The sequence below is a fragment of the Allohahella sp. A8 genome (genome assembly GCF_047946665.1).
Classification (GTDB): domain Bacteria; phylum Pseudomonadota; class Gammaproteobacteria; order Pseudomonadales; family Oleiphilaceae; genus Allohahella.
The window spans coordinates 2,500,245-2,520,939 of sequence record NZ_CP172312.1; the positions used below are offsets into that span (position 1 = coordinate 2,500,245).

General features: G+C 56.4%; 14 protein-coding genes. 5 read left to right on the plus strand and 9 right to left on the minus strand.

The window, feature by feature from the left end; genetic code table 11:
* Window positions 1–8: 8 nt before the first annotated feature.
* The 5 genes from urtE to urtA form a co-directional block, all read right to left on the minus strand.
* On the minus strand, window positions 9–704 hold the full coding sequence (gene urtE, locus ACH3PB_RS11205) for an urea ABC transporter ATP-binding subunit UrtE (protein WP_416399448.1): 696 nt from the start codon (window positions 702–704) through the stop codon (window positions 9–11).
* Between the two features lie 25 nt (window positions 705–729).
* Complete coding sequence (gene urtD, locus ACH3PB_RS11210) at window positions 730–1,551, minus strand: urea ABC transporter ATP-binding protein UrtD (protein WP_416394867.1); 822 nt, start codon at window positions 1,549–1,551, stop codon at window positions 730–732.
* Complete coding sequence (gene urtC, locus ACH3PB_RS11215) at window positions 1,548–2,711, minus strand: urea ABC transporter permease subunit UrtC (protein ID WP_416394869.1); 1,164 nt, start codon at window positions 2,709–2,711, stop codon at window positions 1,548–1,550. The genes urtD and urtC overlap by 4 nt, the downstream gene beginning before the upstream one ends.
* Window positions 2,704–4,395, minus strand: a complete 1,692-nt coding sequence (gene urtB / locus ACH3PB_RS11220; protein ID WP_416394871.1) for an urea ABC transporter permease subunit UrtB — start codon at window positions 4,393–4,395, stop codon at window positions 2,704–2,706. Before urtB ends, urtC begins: the two co-directional genes overlap by 8 nt.
* 81 nt (window positions 4,396–4,476) lie before the next feature.
* The gene (gene urtA / locus ACH3PB_RS11225) at window positions 4,477–5,709 is read right to left on the minus strand and encodes an urea ABC transporter substrate-binding protein (protein WP_416399449.1); all 1,233 of its coding nucleotides are present in this window, start codon (window positions 5,707–5,709) and stop codon (window positions 4,477–4,479) included.
* Window positions 5,710–6,196: 487 nt separating this feature from the next.
* Here urtA and ACH3PB_RS11230 point away from each other — a divergent pair, with 487 nt between their 5' ends.
* Both ACH3PB_RS11230 and ACH3PB_RS11235 read left to right on the plus strand, forming a co-directional pair.
* Window positions 6,197–6,643 carry a hypothetical protein gene (locus tag ACH3PB_RS11230; protein ID WP_416394873.1) on the plus strand — a complete coding sequence of 149 codons (447 nt, stop codon included), beginning with the start codon at window positions 6,197–6,199 and terminating at the stop codon, window positions 6,641–6,643.
* A gap of 90 nt (window positions 6,644–6,733) precedes the next feature.
* The gene (locus ACH3PB_RS11235; protein ID WP_416394875.1) at window positions 6,734–7,735 is read left to right on the plus strand and encodes a DUF2914 domain-containing protein; all 1,002 of its coding nucleotides are present in this window, start codon (window positions 6,734–6,736) and stop codon (window positions 7,733–7,735) included.
* 8 nt (window positions 7,736–7,743) lie between these two features.
* Here ACH3PB_RS11235 and ACH3PB_RS11240 read toward each other — a convergent pair whose 3' ends face one another.
* The 3 genes from ACH3PB_RS11240 to ACH3PB_RS11250 are packed head-to-tail and all read right to left on the minus strand — an operon-like array spanning window position 7,744 to window position 14,400.
* Window positions 7,744–9,051 (minus strand): HlyD family type I secretion periplasmic adaptor subunit, encoded by a 1,308-nt coding sequence (locus tag ACH3PB_RS11240; RefSeq protein ID WP_416394876.1) that lies wholly within the window; start codon window positions 9,049–9,051, stop codon window positions 7,744–7,746.
* Entirely contained in the window at window positions 9,044–10,804 is a 1,761-nt protein-coding gene (locus tag ACH3PB_RS11245; protein ID WP_416394878.1) for a type I secretion system permease/ATPase, read from the minus strand. Before ACH3PB_RS11245 ends, ACH3PB_RS11240 begins: the two co-directional genes overlap by 8 nt.
* A gap of 23 nt (window positions 10,805–10,827) precedes the next feature.
* Window positions 10,828–14,400 (minus strand): Ig-like domain-containing protein, encoded by a 3,573-nt coding sequence (locus ACH3PB_RS11250; RefSeq protein ID WP_416394879.1) that lies wholly within the window; start codon window positions 14,398–14,400, stop codon window positions 10,828–10,830.
* Window positions 14,401–14,813: 413 nt separating this feature from the next.
* Between ACH3PB_RS11250 and ACH3PB_RS11255 the strand changes: the two genes are divergently transcribed.
* From ACH3PB_RS11255 to ACH3PB_RS11265, 3 genes are all read left to right on the plus strand, one after another.
* Window positions 14,814–15,833, plus strand: coding sequence for a glycosyltransferase family 2 protein (locus tag ACH3PB_RS11255; RefSeq protein WP_416394881.1), 1,020 nt, complete (start codon window positions 14,814–14,816; stop codon window positions 15,831–15,833).
* A gap of 150 nt (window positions 15,834–15,983) precedes the next feature.
* Window positions 15,984–17,891, plus strand: coding sequence for an MFS transporter (locus ACH3PB_RS11260; protein WP_416394883.1), 1,908 nt, complete (start codon window positions 15,984–15,986; stop codon window positions 17,889–17,891).
* Between the two features lie 66 nt (window positions 17,892–17,957).
* Window positions 17,958–18,815: a DUF3750 domain-containing protein gene (locus ACH3PB_RS11265; protein WP_416394885.1), complete on the plus strand. Its 858-nt coding sequence runs from the start codon at window positions 17,958–17,960 to the stop codon at window positions 18,813–18,815.
* A gap of 7 nt (window positions 18,816–18,822) precedes the next feature.
* On the opposite strand, the gene ACH3PB_RS11270 is transcribed toward ACH3PB_RS11265, so the two are convergent.
* Entirely contained in the window at window positions 18,823–20,517 is a 1,695-nt protein-coding gene (locus ACH3PB_RS11270) for an AMP-binding protein (protein WP_416394887.1), read from the minus strand.
* Between the last annotated feature and the right edge of the window lie 178 nt (window positions 20,518–20,695).

Genomic DNA, 20,695 nt, shown 5'->3' on the forward strand with positions numbered 1-20,695 from the left:
GGGCCCTCTTATACTGTGAGGTAGCGCTGGATAATGGCATCCGACAGGTCAGGCATCCTACCCTCGCTGACTTTCCGGCCTCTGTCCAGAATGACGTAGCGATCCGCCACCTTCCTGGCGAAAGGCAGCTTCTGCTCAACGATGATGACCGTCAGTCCGAACTCCTGGTTCAGCCGTCGAATGATCGTGGCGATATCGGCCACCAGATTCGGCTGTATACCCTCCGTCGGTTCATCAAGAATCAACAGCTTCGGATCGATAACCAGCGCACGGCCGATGGCAAGCTGCTGTTGCTGGCCACCGGAAAGATCGCCGCCGCGCCGCCCGAGCATCTGCTTCAGCACCGGGAACAGTTCATAGATGAAGCCGGGGATACTGCGTGCACGGTCCTTTCTGGCGGAGAGGCCGATCTGCAGGTTCTCTTCCACGCTCAAGAGCGGGAAAATCTGGCGTCCCTGCGGAACGAGCCCTATTCCGGCCGGCGCACGGTACTCGATGGACTTACGGGAAATATCCTCTCCGGCAAATCGGATGCTGCCACTGTCGAGGCTCCGCATTCCCATGATGGTTTCCATCAGTGTCGTCTTGCCGACGCCGTTGCGCCCCATGACGACAGTGCACTGGCCTTCCGGCACATCAAGGTCGATATCCCACAGCGTGTGACTCTGCCCATAACTTTGGTTTACATCACGGAGTTCGAGCAGGTTACTTACTGTCGGTAATTCCGCTTCAGGCGCCAAGATACACCTCCCTTACTTTTGCATCCGATTGCACCTGATCCATACTGCCCTCTTTCAAAATGCTGCCCTGATGCAGCACGGTAACGGTCCTGGCAATACTGCGAATGAACTCCATATCGTGCTCGACCACCACCACGGTATGTCGGCCAGCGAGACGGTTCAGCAACTCCGCCGTCTTGTCCATTTCCTGATGCGTCATGCCAGCGACCGGCTCGTCTACCAATAGCATCTTCGGGTTCTGCATCAACAGCATGCCAATTTCCAGCCACTGCTTCTGACCATGGGAAAGCGTTCCCGCGAGTGCGAGTTGCAGGTCAGACAGCCCAATCAGGTTGATGACTTCGTCCAGCCGGGCCAGTTGCTCCGCACCGAGTCGACGGTTGAACAGTTTGGGAATGCTCCGCTGTCCGCCGAGGGCGAGCCACAGGTTCTCAAATACGGTAAGTGCCTCGAATACAGTTGGCTTCTGGAACTTGCGACCGATACCGGCGTTGGCAATTTCCGGCTCTTTCATGTTCAGCAGATTCATGGTCTGGCCGAACCAGACACTGCCCGAGTCGGGTTTGGTCTTACCCGTGATGATATCCATCATCGTCGTCTTGCCTGCGCCGTTCGGGCCGATGATGCAGCGGAGCTCCCCTTCCCTGATGTACAGGTTCAGATTGTTGATAGCCTTGAAGCCGTCGAAGCTGACTGAAACATCTTCCATATAGAGGATATAGCCCTTGCGGGTATCGAGGTTGCCTGCGCCCTGCGGTGCCAGGAAATCGAACACCCGGTCACGCTGTCGTATCGAACTGATCAGGCTCATGCCGTAGCCTCCCTGTGAAACTGTGCATCGGGCCCGATCGGCGGGCGCGGCTGCTTCTTCAGATGCTTGAACAGGCCGGCCATGCCCTGCGGCAGCACAATCGTCACGAACACAAACAGCCCGCCGAGTGCGAACAGCCAGACCTCCGGCATGACCCCGGTGAACCAGGTCTTGCTGAAGTTGACCAGCAAGGCACCGATGACCGCGCCGTACAGTGTCGCCCGGCCACCTATCGCGACCCAGACCACGATTTCGATGGAGTTCAATGGCGAGAACTCGCCGGGATTGATGATGCCCACCTGCGGTACATAGAGCGCGCCTGCCACACCTGCAATCATCGCCGATAGCACGAATACCACAAGCTGCACATGTTCGACTTTATAGCCACTGAAGCGCGTGCGATTCTCAGCATCGCGGACCGCGAGCATGACACGGCCGAAACGGGTTACCGTGATCCACTTGCACAGCAGGTAGCCTAGCGAGAGCGCTAACGCCGACGCGATGAACAAGCCGATCCGGGTGCTCTCCGACTGAAGATTGAAGCCGAGCAGGTCTTTGAAATCAGTAAGGCCATTATTGCCGCCAAAGCCCATTTCGTTACGAAAGAAGGCCAACATCAGGGCGTAGGTCAGTGCCTGCGTAATGATCGAGAGATAGACACCGGTGACCCGTGAGCGAAAGGCGAACCAGCCAAACACGAAGGCCAACGTGCCGGGCACCAGCAGAATCATCAGCGCTGCGAACCAGAACTGGTCGAAACCCTGCCAGAACCAGGGGAGTTCGCTCCAGTTCAGGAAGACCATGAAGTCGGGCAGTTCCGGATTGCCATACACGCCTCGATCACCGATCTGCCGCATGAGATACATGCCCATGGCATAGCCGCCAAGCCCGAAAAACGCGCCGTGCCCAAGGCTGAGGATGCCGAGATAGCCCCAGACGAAGTCGACCGCCACTGCGAGCAGCGCCAGCGTCAGGTATTTGCCCAGCAGGGTGACGGTGAAGGTTGCGACGTGGAAGGGATTATCCGCAGGCAAGAGCTGGTTGGCCATGGTCACCAGTAACGTTGCCCCGAACAGCACGCCCAGGAACCAGTTGGTGCCCGTATCGAATACAGCCTTTCTGTGTGTGCCGGCAAAACTCGCCGGGTTGAGCTCAGCCATCGACGGCTCTCCCTTTCTGCGGAAACAGGCCGCGCGGCCGCTTTTGTATGAACAGTATGATGAAGATGAGTACCAGTATCTTGGCGAGCACGGCGCCACTGAATGGCTCGAGGAACTTGTTGGCTACGCCAAGACTGAGTCCTGCCACGAGGGTTCCCCACAAATTGCCGACGCCACCAAACACGACCACCATGAACGAGTCGATGATATAGCTCTGCCCTAGATTGGGCCCGACATTGGTAAGTTGGCTCAAAGCAACACCGGCAATGCCGGCAATACCCGACCCAAGCCCGAAGGTGGTGCAGTCTACCCAGGCCGAACGTACGCCCATGGCCTGTGCCATCGATCGATTCTGTGACACCGCCCTTACCCGCAGCCCCAATGAAGTCTTCTTGAGCACCAGCAGCAGCGCGAAGAACACCATTAGAGAAAAGAAGATGATGAAGAGCCTGTTGTAGGTGATCGCGAAAATGGGATTGATCTGCCAGACGCCGTGCATCCAGTCCGGCGATTCTACCGCCCTGTTGAGCGGCGAGAATATGGAGCGCACGGCCTGCTGTAATATGAGACTCACACCGAAAGTGGCCAGCAGGGTTTCCAGTGGTCGACCGTAAAGGAAGCGAATAACGCCTCGCTCGATGAGCATGCCCACCACGCCTGAAACTACAAATGCGCACGGAATGGATAGCAGCAGTGCCAGGCCTGTCTGCTGCGGCATCAGCTGCTGAATGACGAAAGTGGTATAGGCGCCAAGCATGATGAGTTCGCCATGGGCCATGTTGATTACACCCATGACGCCGAAGGTCACCGCCAGACCAATCGCCGCCAGAACAAGCACTGACCCAAGGCTCAGCCCAAAAAACAGGTTTTCGACCTTGGCATAGAACTCGGTTTTTTCGGCCACCTTCTTGATACCGTCCCGGACCGATCGCAGCAGCAATTTTTCCTGCTCATTCAGCGCTCTCGCTTCAGACGCCTGTGCGAGCTCTTGCTGAACGCTGCGAAACTCATTGACCACCGCAGGCTGCAAACTGTTCTGAAGACTCTGCGCAGCTTCAAGCTGATCGCCTGTCTCGCCATTCTGCAGACGGTACAGATGCAAGGCCTGTTGCATCAGCGACTTCACTTCAGCGTTGGCTTCATCGGCAAAGGCGGTCTGAATCAACTCGATAATATCTTCATCCAGTTGATCGAAAACCTGATTGACAGCCATCAGACGCCTGTCAACATCCTTATGCTGCAGATTGCGGGTCGCGATAAGGGTTCGTATTTGCCGACGCATCGCGTTGTTGGTCGCGACACGACGGAAATCACTTTTGCTGACGACCTCAGGTTCGGCAAGACCGGCGGAATCGTGCGCCATAACCAGCTTGCGAACCTCGACGCCGCCGGGAACAGTATTGCCGAACACAGCAAGGCTGTTATCGTTCCGGCTGCGGTACAGGTCACTGGTGAGCAGGGCTGCGAGGAGTTCGTCAGCTACGTCGGACTCGCTATTCTTCAACAGGGGCAAGGCCTGCCTTACATCCACCAGCTTCGATGACTGCAGCTTGACGACCGCCTGATCGAGCTTCTCATCCGCCAGCACATGAGGGCTCACGGTCAACAGCGCGAGCAGCATGATCTGTAGCAAGGCCAGGCAGTGCAGCAGACTCGACTGCTTCCCGCGCTTGTTCATATTCATATGGGACCTTTAATTGTCATAGACAAAAAAAATCACCCGGATTTGAGCGCCCGGATGATTTTCAGTTGGCGCAGTCAGTGATCAGAAGTTCTGGCCCGAACACTTGCCGGTCTTGACGTTATAGTTGCCGCAGGACATCGGCTTTCTCCAGTCGGCAATCAGGTCCTTGCTGTCTGGCAGGAAGTCCGACCAGGCGTCGCCTGCCACCAGACCAGAGGTCTCCCAAACGACCTGGAACTGACCATCGTCCTGGATTTCACCGATGAGCACGGGCTTGGTGATGTGATGGTTCGGCATCATGGCGGAATAGCCGCCCGTCAGGTTGGGGACGGCCACACCGACCATGGCGTCGATGACTGCATCGGTTTCAGTCGTTTGCGCTTTCTCGACAGCTTCTATCCACATGTTGAAGCCGATGTAATGGGCTTCCATCGGATCGTTGGTCACCCTGTCGGCATTCTTGATAAACTTCTGCCAGGATTCGATGAACTGCGTATTCACGTCGGATTCGACGCTCTGGAAATAGTTCCATGCCGCCAGATGTCCCACCAGCGGCTTAGTGTCGATACCTGAAAGCTCTTCTTCACCAACGGAGAATGCCACGACTGGTATATCTTCGGCGCTGATGCCCTGGTTACCGAGCTCTTTATAGAACGGCACGTTGGCATCACCGTTGATGGTCGAAACTACTGCGGTCTTCTTGCCAGTCTCGCCGAACTTCTTGATGTCGGAGACGATGCTCTGCCAGTCGGAATGACCGAAGGGCGTATAGTTGATCATGATGTCTTCGGCCTTGACGCCCTTGCCCTTGAGGTAGGCTTCCAGCACCTTGTTGGTGGTGCGCGGATAGACGTAGTCGGTACCGGCCAACACCCAGCGCTCGACCCCAAGATCGTTCATCAGGTAGTCCACTGCCGGAATGGCCTGCTGATTTGGCGCAGCGCCGGTATAGAAGACGTTGCGAGAAGACTCTTCACCCTCATACTGCACCGGATAGAACAGCAGGCTGTTGAGCTCTTCGAACACAGGCAGAACTGACTTGCGAGAAACGGACGTCCAGCAACCGAATACCGCTGCGACCTTCTCCTTGGAAATCAGGTCACGCGCCTTTTCAGCGAATAGCGGCCAGTCCGAAGCCGGATCGACGACTACGGCTTCAAGCTTCTTGCCCAGAACACCACCCTTCTTGTTCTGCTCATCGATGAGCATGAGCATGGTGTCTTTCAGCGTAGTTTCACTGATCGCCATCGTGCCCGACAGCGAATGCAGAATGCCTACCTTGATCGTCTCTTCCGCCAGCGCACCGCCAGCCATCAGCGAGGTCGTGAAAGCGAGTGTCAGTGGTGCGAAGAATCGTTGTGCCTTGTTCATGAAAATACCTGTGTGTTCTGAGTGGTCATTCCCCTGGCCTGCGGAGCACTTTATAAGTGTGCTTCTCTGGGTAGGGCTCTAACTTGGCATTCGTATCGGATAGCGCAGAAGGGGTTTTGCACAGAGCATGCCACTGCCGAAATTCCTGCTGCCAGCTGGTCGCTTGCTAGCGGATTCCCAGGTGGCAAGGGTCTCGCGCAGGTTCTACAATTTATGAGGCAGGTGCGAACTGCACCAGAATAGAACTTCGACAGATATGCTTAGACCTTGATGCACCGGGATAGTGCCCGAAGATCGCGCGCTTCATGCGAGGCGTATCAAATGCTGCCGCGTTCGCTGCCCGCACGGGGAAAATATAAATTATGTGGAAGACCTTAAACTCTGAAGACCGAATAATGTACCATTGCGCCGACATGGGAGAAGTATGTGTATGGTTTCGGCACAATTAGTGGGTGTAAGTTTAATAGATTATTTTGGGAACCGGATTCCAATTACCGATCTCGAGGGCGATATCGAATATCAGGAGCTGGCGAAGGACGACACCAGCCCAATGGCACCGTTCGGCATCACGCCGTTTGGCGATATCGTCAACAAGCCTGGCGCATCGATTGCGTCTGGAAAGTACGCAGCAGCCATGCTGGAAGCGCTTTACTCACTCCGAACAGACCTCGACCTGATCAGAAACTATCAGGAAATCTACTATGCCGTGCACGAGGCGCCGCTGGAAATCGCTGCGGTAAAGGACAAAACGTACAGGCTGTATAGCAATGGCAAACTGGTCGGCAACCTGACCTCGTCAGAACTGGCTGCTGAATACCAGAAACTGAGCAGGAACAATCGCAGCCTCATGAAGAAACATTTCACCCGCCTGAAATAGCGGGCTGTGAGCCGGCTTCGGGCTCCCGGGAACCGGAAGCCCGAAGCCGGAAACTGCATTCCTTCGACGACACCAATTAGAAAAATACTCATGAGCCAGAAAAACGGGTTTTCAGCCCAGCGCGAGGACAGAATCAGTTCACCCGTTACGGTCACAGTCTATTACTGGCATAGGATCGTCCTGTTTGGGCTGCTGGTAGTCTTCATTATCGGCGGTCTGGCCTATTGGGGTTTCACCCAGTTCAGCGCGACACCGAAGCCCGTCATTCCCGGCAGCAGCGCGGAACTCGCCATCGAACAGCCTGAAGAGACGGATGGCGGCACGGACACGCTGAGCGAGTACGAGCAGGCTGCAGTCACACCGACGCCGGCTGATGCCCCGGTGTTCGACTCACAGGTCGAGCCGAGCGAGCCGGAAAGCGCCGCGGAAGCTGCGGCGCCAGCGCTTGCAGAAACAGCGGCGCCAGTCGCTGACACCTCGGACTCTGAAGAGGCCGCAGCTTCTGTCCCGCAGGACCGTCAAACTTTTGCAGAGGTCGAAGTGAGCGCGGAGTCAGCGCTGCTCGATGATGCAGCGGTCCTCGATGAAGCGGCCGACACCGACACCGTTTACGATACTTCTCCGATCGCCGGAGAAGACGACACGGTCGATGCCGTCGTTGCAGAAACGGATACCGGTGAACGCGGTCACGCCCCTAAAGCGACGCCCACAGAAGGTTTCGACAGCGCTCGAGGCAAGCCCACCAGGACCGAAATACTATCCGACGCGATTGCCAGAGCCAGCCTGGCCGCGGGCCTGCGAGATCGCGAACCCATCGGGATCTATGAAAATGCCGTGAGTCTGAATGGGAAGGATCTCATTACCGTCTATATGTTCACCCAGACTATCGGTTACGTTGGTGAGACACTGTTCCACAACTGGTATCTGAATGACAAACGGATTGCCCAGGTCACCATCAAACCGTGGATTTCGCCGATGCGCGCGTCATCCAGCAAGAAGATCATTCCTCCCATGATTGGTTACTGGCGCGTGGAAATCGTGGATGCCAATGACAAGAAGCTGGCCGTGACGACCTTCGAGGTCGTGGAATAGCCCGAAAACTACTGTTCGCGCCAGGCTTTATCGAAGGCCGTGAGCAGTGGTTCCGCGAAATACTGCAATGGGGTCGACTCGCCAGTGAGGATGTACACCTCAGCAGGCATGCCTGGCTTGACCGTCTCATCGCCCCAAAGCGGGTTCGCTTCATCATTCATCACAATTCTGGCTTCGAAATAGTACTGCCCGCTCTGCTCATCGAAGAGCGCATCGGCCGATACTGATTCCAGCGTTCCCGTCAGCTCCGGCATCTCGTGATGCCGATAGCCGGACAGCCGGGCGCGGGCCGTCTGGCGCCCTGAAACCTTATCAATATCCAGTGGCCGAATCCGGGCAGCGATGACGAGTTCGTCTTTCGCCGGCACAATTTCCATCAGCGTGTCGCCCGGACGAATCACCTCGCCAATATTGTTTATCGCGAGGTCGACCACAAGTCCATCAACCGGAGCCGTCAAACTGATCCGCTGCAACACGTTATTGCTCGCTGCGATTCGTTGGACCAACCCATCAATTTCATTTCGCACTTCTCGCAGTTCATTTGCAGCTTCGTAGCGATAGGCTTGCCTGGATTGTTCCCGCTCCAGCGTAATCTCGGACTGTCGTGTGCCGGCACCCGCTATTTCTGTTTTCAGGCTCGCAATTTTCCCACGCATCTGGGCCGCCTCTCGTTTCAGTTCGAGCGACCGAGCTTTGCCAGTCATACGCCGTTGCAACAGCATCTCCAGTGAGGCCAGCTCCTCTTCGATCAGGGCCAGTTGCTGCTCACCAGCATGCGCTTCGGCCTTCATTCCCTGAATCTGCTCTCCCAGCTGCAAGCTCTGCTGTTCCAGGATAGCCAGCGTGCCATCAAGGGTGCTCCGGTTGAGCTCGAACAAAATGACCGCCTCGTGCACCTTCGCCTGCAAACCAGGATCCGACTGATCCAGCAGGTGATCAGGAAACACGGGGCGCTCCAGACCATGTTGTGCAGCCAACAATGCAGCCTCGCGAACCTGGAGCGCATTGAGTTGCTGGGAAAGGCGCAGGTACTCGGACTCAGCGAAGGTCTGATCCAGCGTCACCAGCACCTGACCGGCACTGACTTTTTCCCCTTCACGCACCAGGATCTGTTTGACGATGCCGCCTTCGAAGTGCTGGATACGCTTCCGCTCGGAGCCGACTTTGACCACACCTTCTGCGATAACGGCACTGTCCAGCGGCACGGAAGCAGCCCAGGTAACGAATCCACCGAAACCCAGTGTGGTAATCATCACACCACCAAGAACCAGGCCACGCAGGTTCTTGGCTGGTTCAGTCGGACTTCGCTCATTCATCGTCTGACTCCCGCAGATTGACTACCGCTGCCGACTTGCGAATGATCACGGGGGCAGATCGACGCCGCGACTCAGGCTTGATCATGTCTGCCAGCAATGAGCTCGTAGGCCCGAAACGCTCGAGCCGTCCATTCGCCATCACTGCCAGGAAATCACAGCGGCTCAGATGGTGCACCTGGTGGCTTATAGTGATGACTGTGGTGCCACGACTTTTCAGCGTAGCAAGGGCAGCCTGAAATGCCTGCTGCCCTTCCGCATCCAGACTTGACGTAGGCTCATCCAGAACCACAAGCGCCGGCCGTCCGAACAGGGCTCGCGCGAAGCCTATCCGCTGCTTCTGCCCACCAGAAAGCGGCACTCCCGCAGGTCCTATCGGTGTGTCATAGCCCGCCTGAAGCGACAGTATCATCGCCTCGGCACCAGCGAGTCTGGCTGCCTCGATAATCTCTTCCGGCTCAGCGTCGGAAAATCGGGCAATATTCTGTGCCACGCTGCCGTCGAAAAGCTCTACGTCCTGCGGGAGATAGCCCATGAACTCAGCGAACTGATCTCTCAGTTGAGGTGACATTTCGGAACCGTCTATCCGCACCTCTCCTGAATTCGCGAAAGACACGCCGAGAATAAGTCTGACCAGCGAAGTCTTGCCGGCACCGCTCGGACCGATGATGCCCATAGAACTGCCTGCTGGCAGTGACAGCGTCACGTCAGTGAGCAGGGGTCTGACTGAAAGGCCATCAGGGGTAAGTGTCGTGGCAGACAGACTGGCCTGGGAGATCGATAGCTCGCCCCGGGGCCGCGGCAGCTTCATGCCAGGCGACTGTGAATCGGCTGTATGAAGAAAGGTCTTCAGGCTCTGGAGAGACTGTCTCGCGCTGACAAGCGTTCGCCAGCCTTGGATGGACTGCTCAATTGGTGCCAGAGCCCTGGCGATAATAATCGAGGCAGCGATCATGACGCCAGCGCTGGTGATATGCTCCATGGTGAGCCACGCCCCCACAGCAAGCACCGCGATCTGCAGAAACTGTCGGACCACCTTCGCAAATGTGGACAAGCGCGCGTTACGTTCGGCGGCGACCGTAAGCGATGACAGCCCTGCGCCCTGCTTTAGCCGCCACATCCGTGCCAGGGCCGGTGCCATACCCATACCCAGGACCGCTTCACGATTGCGGGTGCTATGTTCCACGAAACCGGCAGCCTGTCCCAAGGCGACATTGCCCTGCCGGTACACAGTCCTCGAAATCATTTCGTTGATAACAGCCAGACCCAGCAGCAGCAGAGCGCCTGCCAGACCGAGATGCCCCAGTAGCGGGTGCAGGACATACACCAGCCCCAGGAAGAGCGGTATCCACGGGGCATCGAACAGTGCGAGCGTAAAAGGCGAGCTTATAAAAGCTCGTATTGTGTTGAGATCATGGACCGGTTGCGAAGAAGGGGAGAACCGCAGCGTCTCGGCAACGATAAGACGGCTCATGTCGTCATCGAAGCGATTGGCAATGCGCACCAGCAGACGCTGTCTGATCGAATCGATCAATCCAAGTGTCAGCAGCGCGAAAATCGCAACGCCGAAAAGAAAGGCCAACGTCTCCCGACTGCCTGACAACAGCACCCTGTCATACACCTGCAGCATGAACAGGGGCGCTGTCAACAACAGCACATTGACCACGAGGCTGAACGCGAATACCGGCAGCAGGCTTCGCCTAACGCGAGATAGTGCCCAACGCAGTTGCTCCGGCGACGTCTTTACAGTATTCACATCCATAGCCCGCTATGCCCGAATCAGCCGGCCAGGAAGTCGTTGTCAGTGCCGTTGATAAGCACCTCGACTGTCGCCGAACTGGTCGCCCCGTTGCCGTCGCTGACCACATAGCTGAACGACTCACGCGCCGTTTCACCTGCGCTCAACGTGTCGAACTGGCCGGCCGGATCATAAGTGAAGCTGCCATCGGCATTGGCGACGAGCGTGCCAAGCAGTGAGCTGTCGTCGAAGGAGACAATCGACAATGTGTCGTTATCAGCATCGATATCGTTGTTCAATACACTGATACTCACAGCGGTTGCTTCGTCGGTCACGGCCTTGTCCGCCTTGGCGATGACAGCATCGTTGACACCAGTGACTTCGAGCTCGATTAGTGCAGTAGAAAAGCTACCGTTGCCGTCGGTGATCGTGTACTCAGCCGTGGTAATGACTTTCTCGCCCGCCTTTAGATAGTCGAACCCTGTCTCGGCACTGAAGCGCGCCCGTCCATCCGAATAGATCTGGAACAGACCGCCCTCGGAACCGGCTACAGTGATGCTCGTCCCCGACATAGGCACATCATTGACCGCAGAGACACGAATAACGGCATTCGCATCGGCATCCGTATCATTGCCCACCGGGCGACTGTCAGTGAGGATATTGAGCGCGAATCGGAAACTGCCTTCGTTAACCTGATAGAAGTCATCGACCGCGACCGGTTCATCATTTGCACCGGTCACGACAACGGAGACTGTACCAAACGCACTGCCGCCAGCACCGTCAGACACGGTGTAGAGGAGCTGCTCCGTGACCTGCTGACCTGCCGCGAGATAGTCGAAATCACCATCGGTGAAAAACTCGGCTGATCCGTCTGACTCCACTATCCAGTAGCCACCCTTGGTGCCCGCCACCATTTCACCGACCTTCGTGGCGCTACGAGCTACGGCGGACACAAACAGCGTGTCCCGATCCGCATCAGTATCGTTCAGCAGAATGTTCTGCAGCACAATCGAGGCCGTGTCCTCACCAATCGCACCACTATCGTTTCGTGCCTGCGGTGCCTGGTTTGCAAGACCGTTCACGGTCACCTGATATACAGCCGTGGAAGTATCGCCATCCTGGTCTGCAATCGTGTAGCTTACTGTGGTCTTGGCTGTTTCGCCGGCTTGCAGGTAAACGAAGTCACCGTCAGCATCGAATATTACTGAACCATCGGCGCCTATGGTGAACAACCCACCGTTGGACCCCTGGGTCGCAACACCAACCTGCGCAGCGCCCCCTGCAACAGCAACCACTGTGGAGGGGCCATCACCGCGTGTATCGTTCACTAGCGCATTCAGCAGGGCTTGCTGATTGGCGCTTTCGAGCGCAGTCACGCTGTCAGCAACCGCCACTGGCAACTGGTTACCCGCGTCGTCCACGGTCACAGTCAGTGTAGCGGTGGAGGTCTGCCCATCTTCATCACTGATGGTATAGGTCACGCTGGTGGTAGCACTTTGGCCAGCTTCGAGATAGCCGAATTCTCCGTTAGGATCGAAGGTCGTCTTGCCGTTGGCGTCGATGCTGAACAATCCACCGCTGGAGCCCGCGATGACTGCACCGACCAGACCAGCTTCACCGTTGACCTGAGTTACCACCGAAGGTGCATCGCCATCCTGATCGTTGGCCAGGACATCGATGTCCACTGCAGTTCGATCATCTGTCGTCACTGCATCATCATTGGCAACCAGGGTGACATTCCGGCCAATGACCTGCATCGTAACGTTGGCCGAAGAAGTCGCGCCACTGCCGTCGCGGACGGTGTAACTGATCTGCGTCAGCAAAACTTCGTCCTGATCCAGGTGCTCGAAACCAGTCTCCGCGCCCAGTCGAGCCCGACCATCGGCATACACTACAAACTCGCCGCCATTGGAGCCCGTGACCGTGAGGCTGGCGCCGGTCATGGCCTGTCCGTTGACTTCGGTAATACGCAGTGTGTCGTTGGTATCGGCATCAATGTCATTCTGCACGAGCCGGTTATCGGTGAAGATGTTGAGCGCGACGAAAAACTTGCCCTCGCCCACTTCATACAGGTCATCCTGAGCGACCGGTGCATCGTTGGCGCCAGTTATGGTCACAGTCACTGCGCTGAAATCTTCACCACCACGGCCATCGGCGATCTTGTACTGAAGGGTTTCAGTGACCTGCTCACCCTCGGCGAGAAAATCGAACTCGCCGTTGGTAAAGAACTCTGCCCGGCCATTGCTGTCCAGCACCCAGTATCCACCCTGCCGGCCGGCAATTTCCTGTCCCACGTTCGCTGCCGATCCCGCCACTTCCGATACGACAAGCACGTCTCCGTCTATATCGGTGTCGTTTGCCAGCACGTTCTCGATGACAACGGAAGCCTCATCTTCGCTCACGAAGGCTGTATCGAGAGCAGCATCAGGGGCGGTTGAAGGGTCGCGCCCTTCAACGGTCACGGTATAGGTGGCGGTACTAAGGTCACCATCGGCATCACTGATGGTATAGCTGACGCTCGTGGTCGCTGTCTCGCCGGTATTCAGCGCTGCAAAGGCGCCAGCAGGATCGAAGGAAACAGACCCATCGGCGGTGATGACGAAAAGCCCCCCGTTGGAGCCTGTAACACTTGCGCCGACGTTCAGGGTCTCGCCGTTAACCATGCTCACCGAGGAAGCGCCATCCCCCATCTGGTCGTTCAGCAAAGCATTATCCAGCACCGTGAGGCCGTCTTCCTCCTGGACAGTGGCACTGTCGTTCACGGCAAGGGGCAGAGCATTTACCTGATTCACCGTTACGGCAACCGTGGCCTCTGAAGTGCCACCCTTGCCATCACTGATGCTGTAGACAATGCTGTCTTCGCCTACAAAGTCTGTCGCTGGCGTATAGGTCAGGGTGCCGTCGGGATTGATGACTACAGTGCCGTTATTCGCGCTGGCGCCAGTGACCACAAGCGCGTCGCCATCGGGATCAACATCGTTGGCAAGCACATCAATGGTGATTGACGTATCTTCGTCCGTGGTCGACGCATCGTCGCTCGCCAGAGGCGCAAGATTTTCAGGCGGCGGCGGTGGTGGGTTGAATGGGTCGATATCGCCATCGTCAAAGCGGAATTTTTCGACATCCAGGACCAGGTCCTGATCGCCGCTGGCCAGATGAGTCACTCTGAAACTGTTTGCGCCGGTCCTCTCGATCAAAAATTCGCTGCGGTTACCGGTGAATATCGCGACGTCGTAACCACCGTTTCCGTCGATGATATCGCTCCCCTGACCACCGAAGAGCATGTCGTCGCCTTGCTGGCCAAAGAGCGCGTCATCGCCGTCACCGCCCGCAAGATAATCATCCCCGCGCCCCCCGAACAGGGCATCGTTGCCATCACCGCCTGCAAGGTCGTCATCACCGTTGCCCCCTGAGATCAGGTCGTTGCCACTCCCCCCAACAACAGTGTCATCGCCGTTTCCACTGAAGATGATGTCATTACCGGCACCGCCATCTACGATGTCGTCACCCGAGCCCGAGAAGATCAGGTCGTTGCCGTCATCACCGTTTATGGTGTCACTTCTGGATGTGCCGATAATGAGATCGCTGTGATCACTGCCGTTGATGTCTGCCATGTTTGCTCCTGGATGCGCGGGATCTATGCCATTAGGCTTATTTTTTTAGTTAGCGCATCGTTATAAGGCATGCATCAATGCTTTCAAAGTGTTTCAATTTGTTAACGTGATCCCGCTCTCCTTTTATTGTTTCTAGCAGATATTTATGAGTGCGGAAGGCCAAGTTGGTCACAATTCCAGCTCAGCGGGCGCCTGGAGCTCAACTGAGAGCCAAAATTTCGACGAGCGACTATTTAAATTAACAAAATTTCATAGCTCATCAGCAATCGTACCAGCAGAACTAACTATCGGTTTTATAAAGCAGTTGACTGTAATTTGAACGATGACTGAGGCACTATTCGGGTCATCAGGATGCCGAGTTCGATTCCGTTCTATCGACGGGTCAGGGCCAATCACAAGATGGAGTACCCAACATGACCCAGTTCACCCAGCAGTTCATGGATCGGCTTCGCAGTCAGTCGTGGCGAAGTGATGCCAGCGTCCTCACTTATGGAAACGGCCGCCACGAGCATCTCTGTAACCTGGTGCTCGGCCTGGAGAGCCAGACGATCACGCCCAGCGAGCTGATTATCTGTCACCTTTTGCCGGAGCCCTACAGCGGGCTTCCAGAAACCTCATTTCCAGTACGCCAAATTCATGTTGCAGCGGGTGAGCTGGATCTGCCTCTGGCAGCTGCAAGGAATGCAGCTGCTCGGGCGGCAAGTGCAAACAGCCTCGTATTTCTGGACATCGATTGCATCCCCTCCCCTCGTCTGGTTGAGGACTATATAGCTGCGCTAGCACATTGGGACGGTCTGCTCGTGGGCGATGTGCGCTATTTACGCGAGGGTGGCAATGCCCCCGGCTGGACACCTCACACCTTGATGCTCGCGTCCGAGCTGCATAGCGAGCGCCGGCTTCCGCCCAAGGAGGGCATTGAACCCTGCGCCGACTATCGAGTCTTTTCATCGATGTCATTCGCTATCCGAAAGACGACTTTTCTGGAAACTGGCGGTTTCGATGAGCGCTATGACGGGTATGGCGCCGAGGACAGCGACTTCAGCCGAACCCTGTCCCAACGCGGTATCAGAATCGGGTGGTGTGCAGGAGCGACCGCGTTTCATCAATATCACCTGCAGCATCGTCCGCCCGTCCATAGACTGCATTCAATTTTAAGAAACAACGAAATCTATCGAGAGAAATGGGGGCAGAATACAATGGAGCACTGGCTTGCAGCCTTCGAAAAACTCGGCCTGATCACTCACGCAGACGACGGCTTCGCTGTTCTGAGAAATGTCACTGATGAGGATTTGCTGCTCACGCAGCAGACCCGCGGGCAAGCTTACGCGTCAACTCGAGCCTTCATATCCCGATTCGGCCGATCCTCGAACGCCGGCGGGCAAACAGAGGACGCGGCTCAGTGGGCCGTGCCTGCGATCGCCCCAACGGACTGACGCTCACCGGTCGCAGCTCATCGAGAAGCGGTCTGCTGCATTGCCCCCTCGGCAAAGATTCGTCTTGAGTCAGTATCTTGATCTAATCTCTGTGCTAAGTTTCCACAGATTAGTCACTCTACGTGCCACCTCGACTCGAGATTTTACCCCATGGCCCATCACAGCCCGCTTGCGCTTATGCGCAGTCGCAAATTTCTGCCTTTCTTTCTTACTCAGGCGCTGGGCGCGTTCAACGACAACGTGTTCAAGAATGCCTTGCTACTCCTCCTGACTTTTTCCGCAGGCAGCAGCCTGGGCATGGACATCAATGTTCTGGTAAATCTTGCTGCTGGACTTTTTATACTGCCATTTTTTCTGATTTCGCCCATGGCTGGCCAGATCGCGGATAAATACGAGAAATCGGCGATAATCCGTTGGGTGAAACTTGGCGAAGTCATCATCATGGGTCTCGCAGCAGTAGCCTTGATCTATGACGCTTATGCCGCACTACTTTTGCTGCTGTTGGCAATGGGGACACAGTCGGCATTTTTCGGACCGGTCAAATATGCCATCATGCCGCAGCACCTGAACGATCGTGATCTCGTTGGTGGCAATGCGCTGGTCGAAATGGGTACCTTTCTCGCCATCCTGGCTGGAACAATCCTGGCGGGTGTCCTCTCCCCCCTGAGCGAAGCAAGCACTTGGATAGCCATCACGGTTGTATTACTGGCTGTCGCCGGATACGTAGCGAGTAGAGGCATCCCAGAAGCCGCAGCGAGCAATCCGGGGCTGAAGATCGACTGGAACCCGTTTACTCAGCTCGCCGAGATCTGGCGCCAGACGAGAGGGAACCAGGCTGTATTTCAGTCCATACTGGCCATTAGCTGGTTCTGGTTCCTCGGCGCCAGCTATCTCACGCAGTTCCCTAATTTCACAAAAGACGTGCTATCAGCTGGTGCTGGTGTGGTTACCTTGCTACTGGCAGTGTTCTCAGTCGGTATCGCCATTGGCTCCATGCTGTGCGAACGATTGTCCCGCGGCCGTGTCGAACTTGGCATCGTGCCTATCGGCGCCCTTGGGCTCACAGTATTCGGGGCCGATCTGTATTTCGCCTCAGTAGCTCTGCAGTTGCCCCTTGCTCAAGCAGCGGGCCCCGAGCTTCTGCACACTATAAGCAGCCTGTGGGGCGTCGAAGGCAGCGGTCGGCTCCTGGTCGATCTCGGTTTCATAGGACTGAGCGGTGGCCTCTTCATCGTGCCGCTGTACGCGCTGATACAGCAGCGAAGTGCTGCTGAGCGACGGGCACAGGTAATCGCGGCCAACAATGTGCTCAATGCGTTATTTATGGTCGTCAGTGCCGTGTTCGCCATTGTCTGCCTAAGCGTCCTGGCGCTGTCCATCCCGACCTACTTTCTGGTTCTGGCCCTGATCAATCTGCTTGTCAGCATCTATGTCTTCAGACAGGTACCGGAGTTCGCTTTCCGCTTCATCATCTGGATCCTCGGCCATACCATTTATCGAGTCCGCACTGTCGGGCTGGACAATCTCCCTGAGGACGGGCCGGCCTTGCTGGTCTGCAACCATGTCAGCTATGCCGATGCCGTCATCATCGGCGGCGCGATCTATCGGCCGGTGCGCTTCGTCATGGATAGAACAATTGCCGGTATGCCGGGTATGCGCTGGTTTTTCAGGATGGCGAAGACTATCCCGATCTGTTCGGAACGTGCTGATGCCGCGGTGTATCAGGCAGCTTTTGCTGAAATTCAGGCTTGCCTCGAAGCGGGCGAAGTCGTCTGTATCTTCCCCGAAGGCCGCCTGACCACTGACGGTGAAATCGCGCAGTTCCGTAAAGGCGTCGAGCGCATCGTTGCCACAACGCCTGTCCCAGTCGTACCCATGGCACTGCAGGGTTTATGGGGTTCCGTATTCAGTCATGCTGGTGGAACGGCGCTTACCAAACTGCCGCGCAGATTCTGGTCAAAAATAACGCTGGTTTTAGCTGCGCCAGAATCACCTGAAATGGCAACGGCGGAACGTCTGCAGGCCCGAGTCGAGGCGCTGAGAGGAGACCTCAAGTGAAGGCATGGCAGAAGCGTAATGGGCCGGTAATCCTGCAGCGGGGGTGGGCTCTGTAAAGTGCGTCGCATGATTGCATTCAAACTCTTCGTCAGCACTAGCCTGTTCCTGCTGCTCCTGTTGGCCGGCCCGCTATTCATGGCCGCTTGCAGCAACACCAAGACGGTCAGGAGCTGGCACCAGACAGACCGCTCGAGCGCTGGCATAGCCCCATCACCAGCAGAGGCCCCTGAGGCTATCGTTCAGGTCTATGGCGCTAGGGCCTATAGCTGGCGAGGTCATTTCGCCGTGCACACCTGGATAGCGACCAAAGCCGCCGATGCACCTGACTACAGCGTGCACGAAGTCGTAGGTTGGGGTCGTGACAAGATCAGGTCCAGAACGGGCAAGCCGGATCACGCCTGGTACGGTAATAAACCCGCCCTACTGGCCGATATCAGAGGCGAGCGGGCTGCGGAGATGATTCCGCAGATCAATCAGGCAATCAAAGCCTATCCATATCCACACCGCTACCAGGCCTGGCCTGGGCCGAACAGCAATACGTTCGTGGCCTGGGTGATTCGACAGGTGCCGGATTTGCGTGTTGCACTGCCAAATATTGCTATCGGTAAGGATTATCTTGGTGATGGCGTGATAGCCAGCACACCTACGGGTACAGGTTATCAATTCTCGCTTTGGGGCTGGTTCGGCATTCTTGCAAGCATGCGTGAGGGCCTGGAGCTCAACGTTCTCGGGCTCTCTATCGGGGTGGACCCGATGGCACTGGCGGTCAAACTACCTGGTGTGGGGCAGCTGGGATGGCGTGATCCGTGGATGGATGCCAAACCAGTGCAGACTGCCGAAGCCTCAGTACTGCCAGTCGAGCCAAGCGAAATGGCCGGCCTTGCAGAGGCGGCGGGCGCCGCCACGCCGCCCCGGGAAAACTAGATGCGCTTCAGCGCTCCCAGATAACCTTCTCCCCTGAGTTGCAGATCTGCTCCATCAACTTCGTATAGCGATCTTCGACTTTGTTGCGCTTGATCTTCAGCGTGGGCGTTACCATTCCGCTTTCCGGCAACCAATCGTCCTTCGAGATGATAACGCCGCAGAGCTTCTCATGGTTCAGCAACTGCCGGTTCACCTGATCAATGTGGCTTTCGATACTGGTCTTCAGTTCCTCCTTGGGAATCTGTCGCGCCTGTTCGGTTAGTGTCACGATAGCCACTGGCTGATTCAGGCCGGATCCAGCGAGACAGATCTGCTCGAACTCTTTCATCGAAGCGATCTTGGCTTCTATCGGTGCAGGTGCGACATATTCGCCCTTCTCGGTCTTGAACAGTTCCTTGATCCGTCCTGTAATCCGCAGGTAGCCTTCCTGATCGATCTCGCCAAGATCGCCTGAGTGGTAGTAGCCTTCGGCGTCGATGGCCTCAGCGGTCTTCTCTGGCTCTCGGTAATAGCCTGTCATCAAGGTTGGTGACTTGAACAGTACTTCGCCCTGCTCACTCAGCTTGAAGCCGCTGTCAGGCATGGCCTGCCCCACTGTTCCCGGCTTGCTCTTGCCGCGGCGGGCGATAAAGCCGTAGGCAAAGTTTTCGGTCATGCCGTAGCCTTCCAGTATTTCTATGCCCAGTGCCCGATACCAGGCCAACAGCGAGGGAGCGATTGGCGCCGCCCCTGAAATAACGTAGCGGGCTTCTGCGAGCCCCAGCGCCTTGCGCAATTTGGCAGCGACAATGTTCTTCAGAACCGGGATCTTCATCAGGAAGTCGAGCTTCTTCTGCGGCATCTTCTCCAGTATGCCACCCTGGAACTTCTTCCAGAGTCTCGGTACAGAGAAGAATATTGTCGGCTGAACTGAAACCAGATCACGCTGGAAGGTGTCCAGCGACTGGGTGAAACTCACTCGCATTCCGCAGTAAAGGCTTGTGGTCGCCAAGAGGAGTCGCTCTGCGACGTGAGCAAGCGGAAGGAATGAGAAGCCCTTGTCATCGGGCCCCAGGTCGAATATTTCCATCGCCCGTGAGCCGACGAGTCGAGTGCCACCAAAAACGTGCACGGCGCCCTTTGGATTGCCCGTCGTTCCTGAGGTGTACACGATAGTCCAGATATCATCATCCGCTGGAACAGGGCTGTCGCCGAACGGCTCATTCTGCGCGATCAGGTCCTTGCTATGGTGCTGGACCTCACCCTCCTTGGGAAAATCGCCATCGGAACCCAGGAAGTCGAAGCCTATAGTGATCAGGTCTGCGGGAATGCCCGTCTTCAGGCGCTGCCATACCGGCTTGTCCAGCTTGCCCACAAAGATGCCCTTCGACTCTGAATGTTCGAGTACATAGCGCAAGGTTTCCGGCGTCTGGTCAAAATACAGCGGCACGCTGACAAAGCCACCAAGCTGCAGGGCAATATCGGTCTTGATCCATTCGGCGCAGTTTTTCGACAGGATGGCGATCCTGTCTCCGCGTTTGAAGCCCATGTCAAACAGCGCAGTGACCAGCCTTCGGGCATGATTACCGACATCCCCCCAGGTGTATTCGTTCCAGCTGCCGTCGATGGGTTGACGCAGATAGACGCGGTCCTCCGCAGTCTCCTCCCAGTGGTAGAACATTTCGATGGGTGTCTTATTACGGGCGATATCGGCAAGGTTCATGTGTGTATGCGCTCCAACAGCTGCTTATTGTAATTTTGCAGGGAGATACTACCGGCTCCATACCTCACCCCACAAGACGCGCGGAAAGAATGCTCGGCTGCCAAGCCTGCAGCCCATCGTCCTGCTCAAATTCCGACCGATTTCACGATCATGCGGCTAGAAAGGCTGTATACTGCTG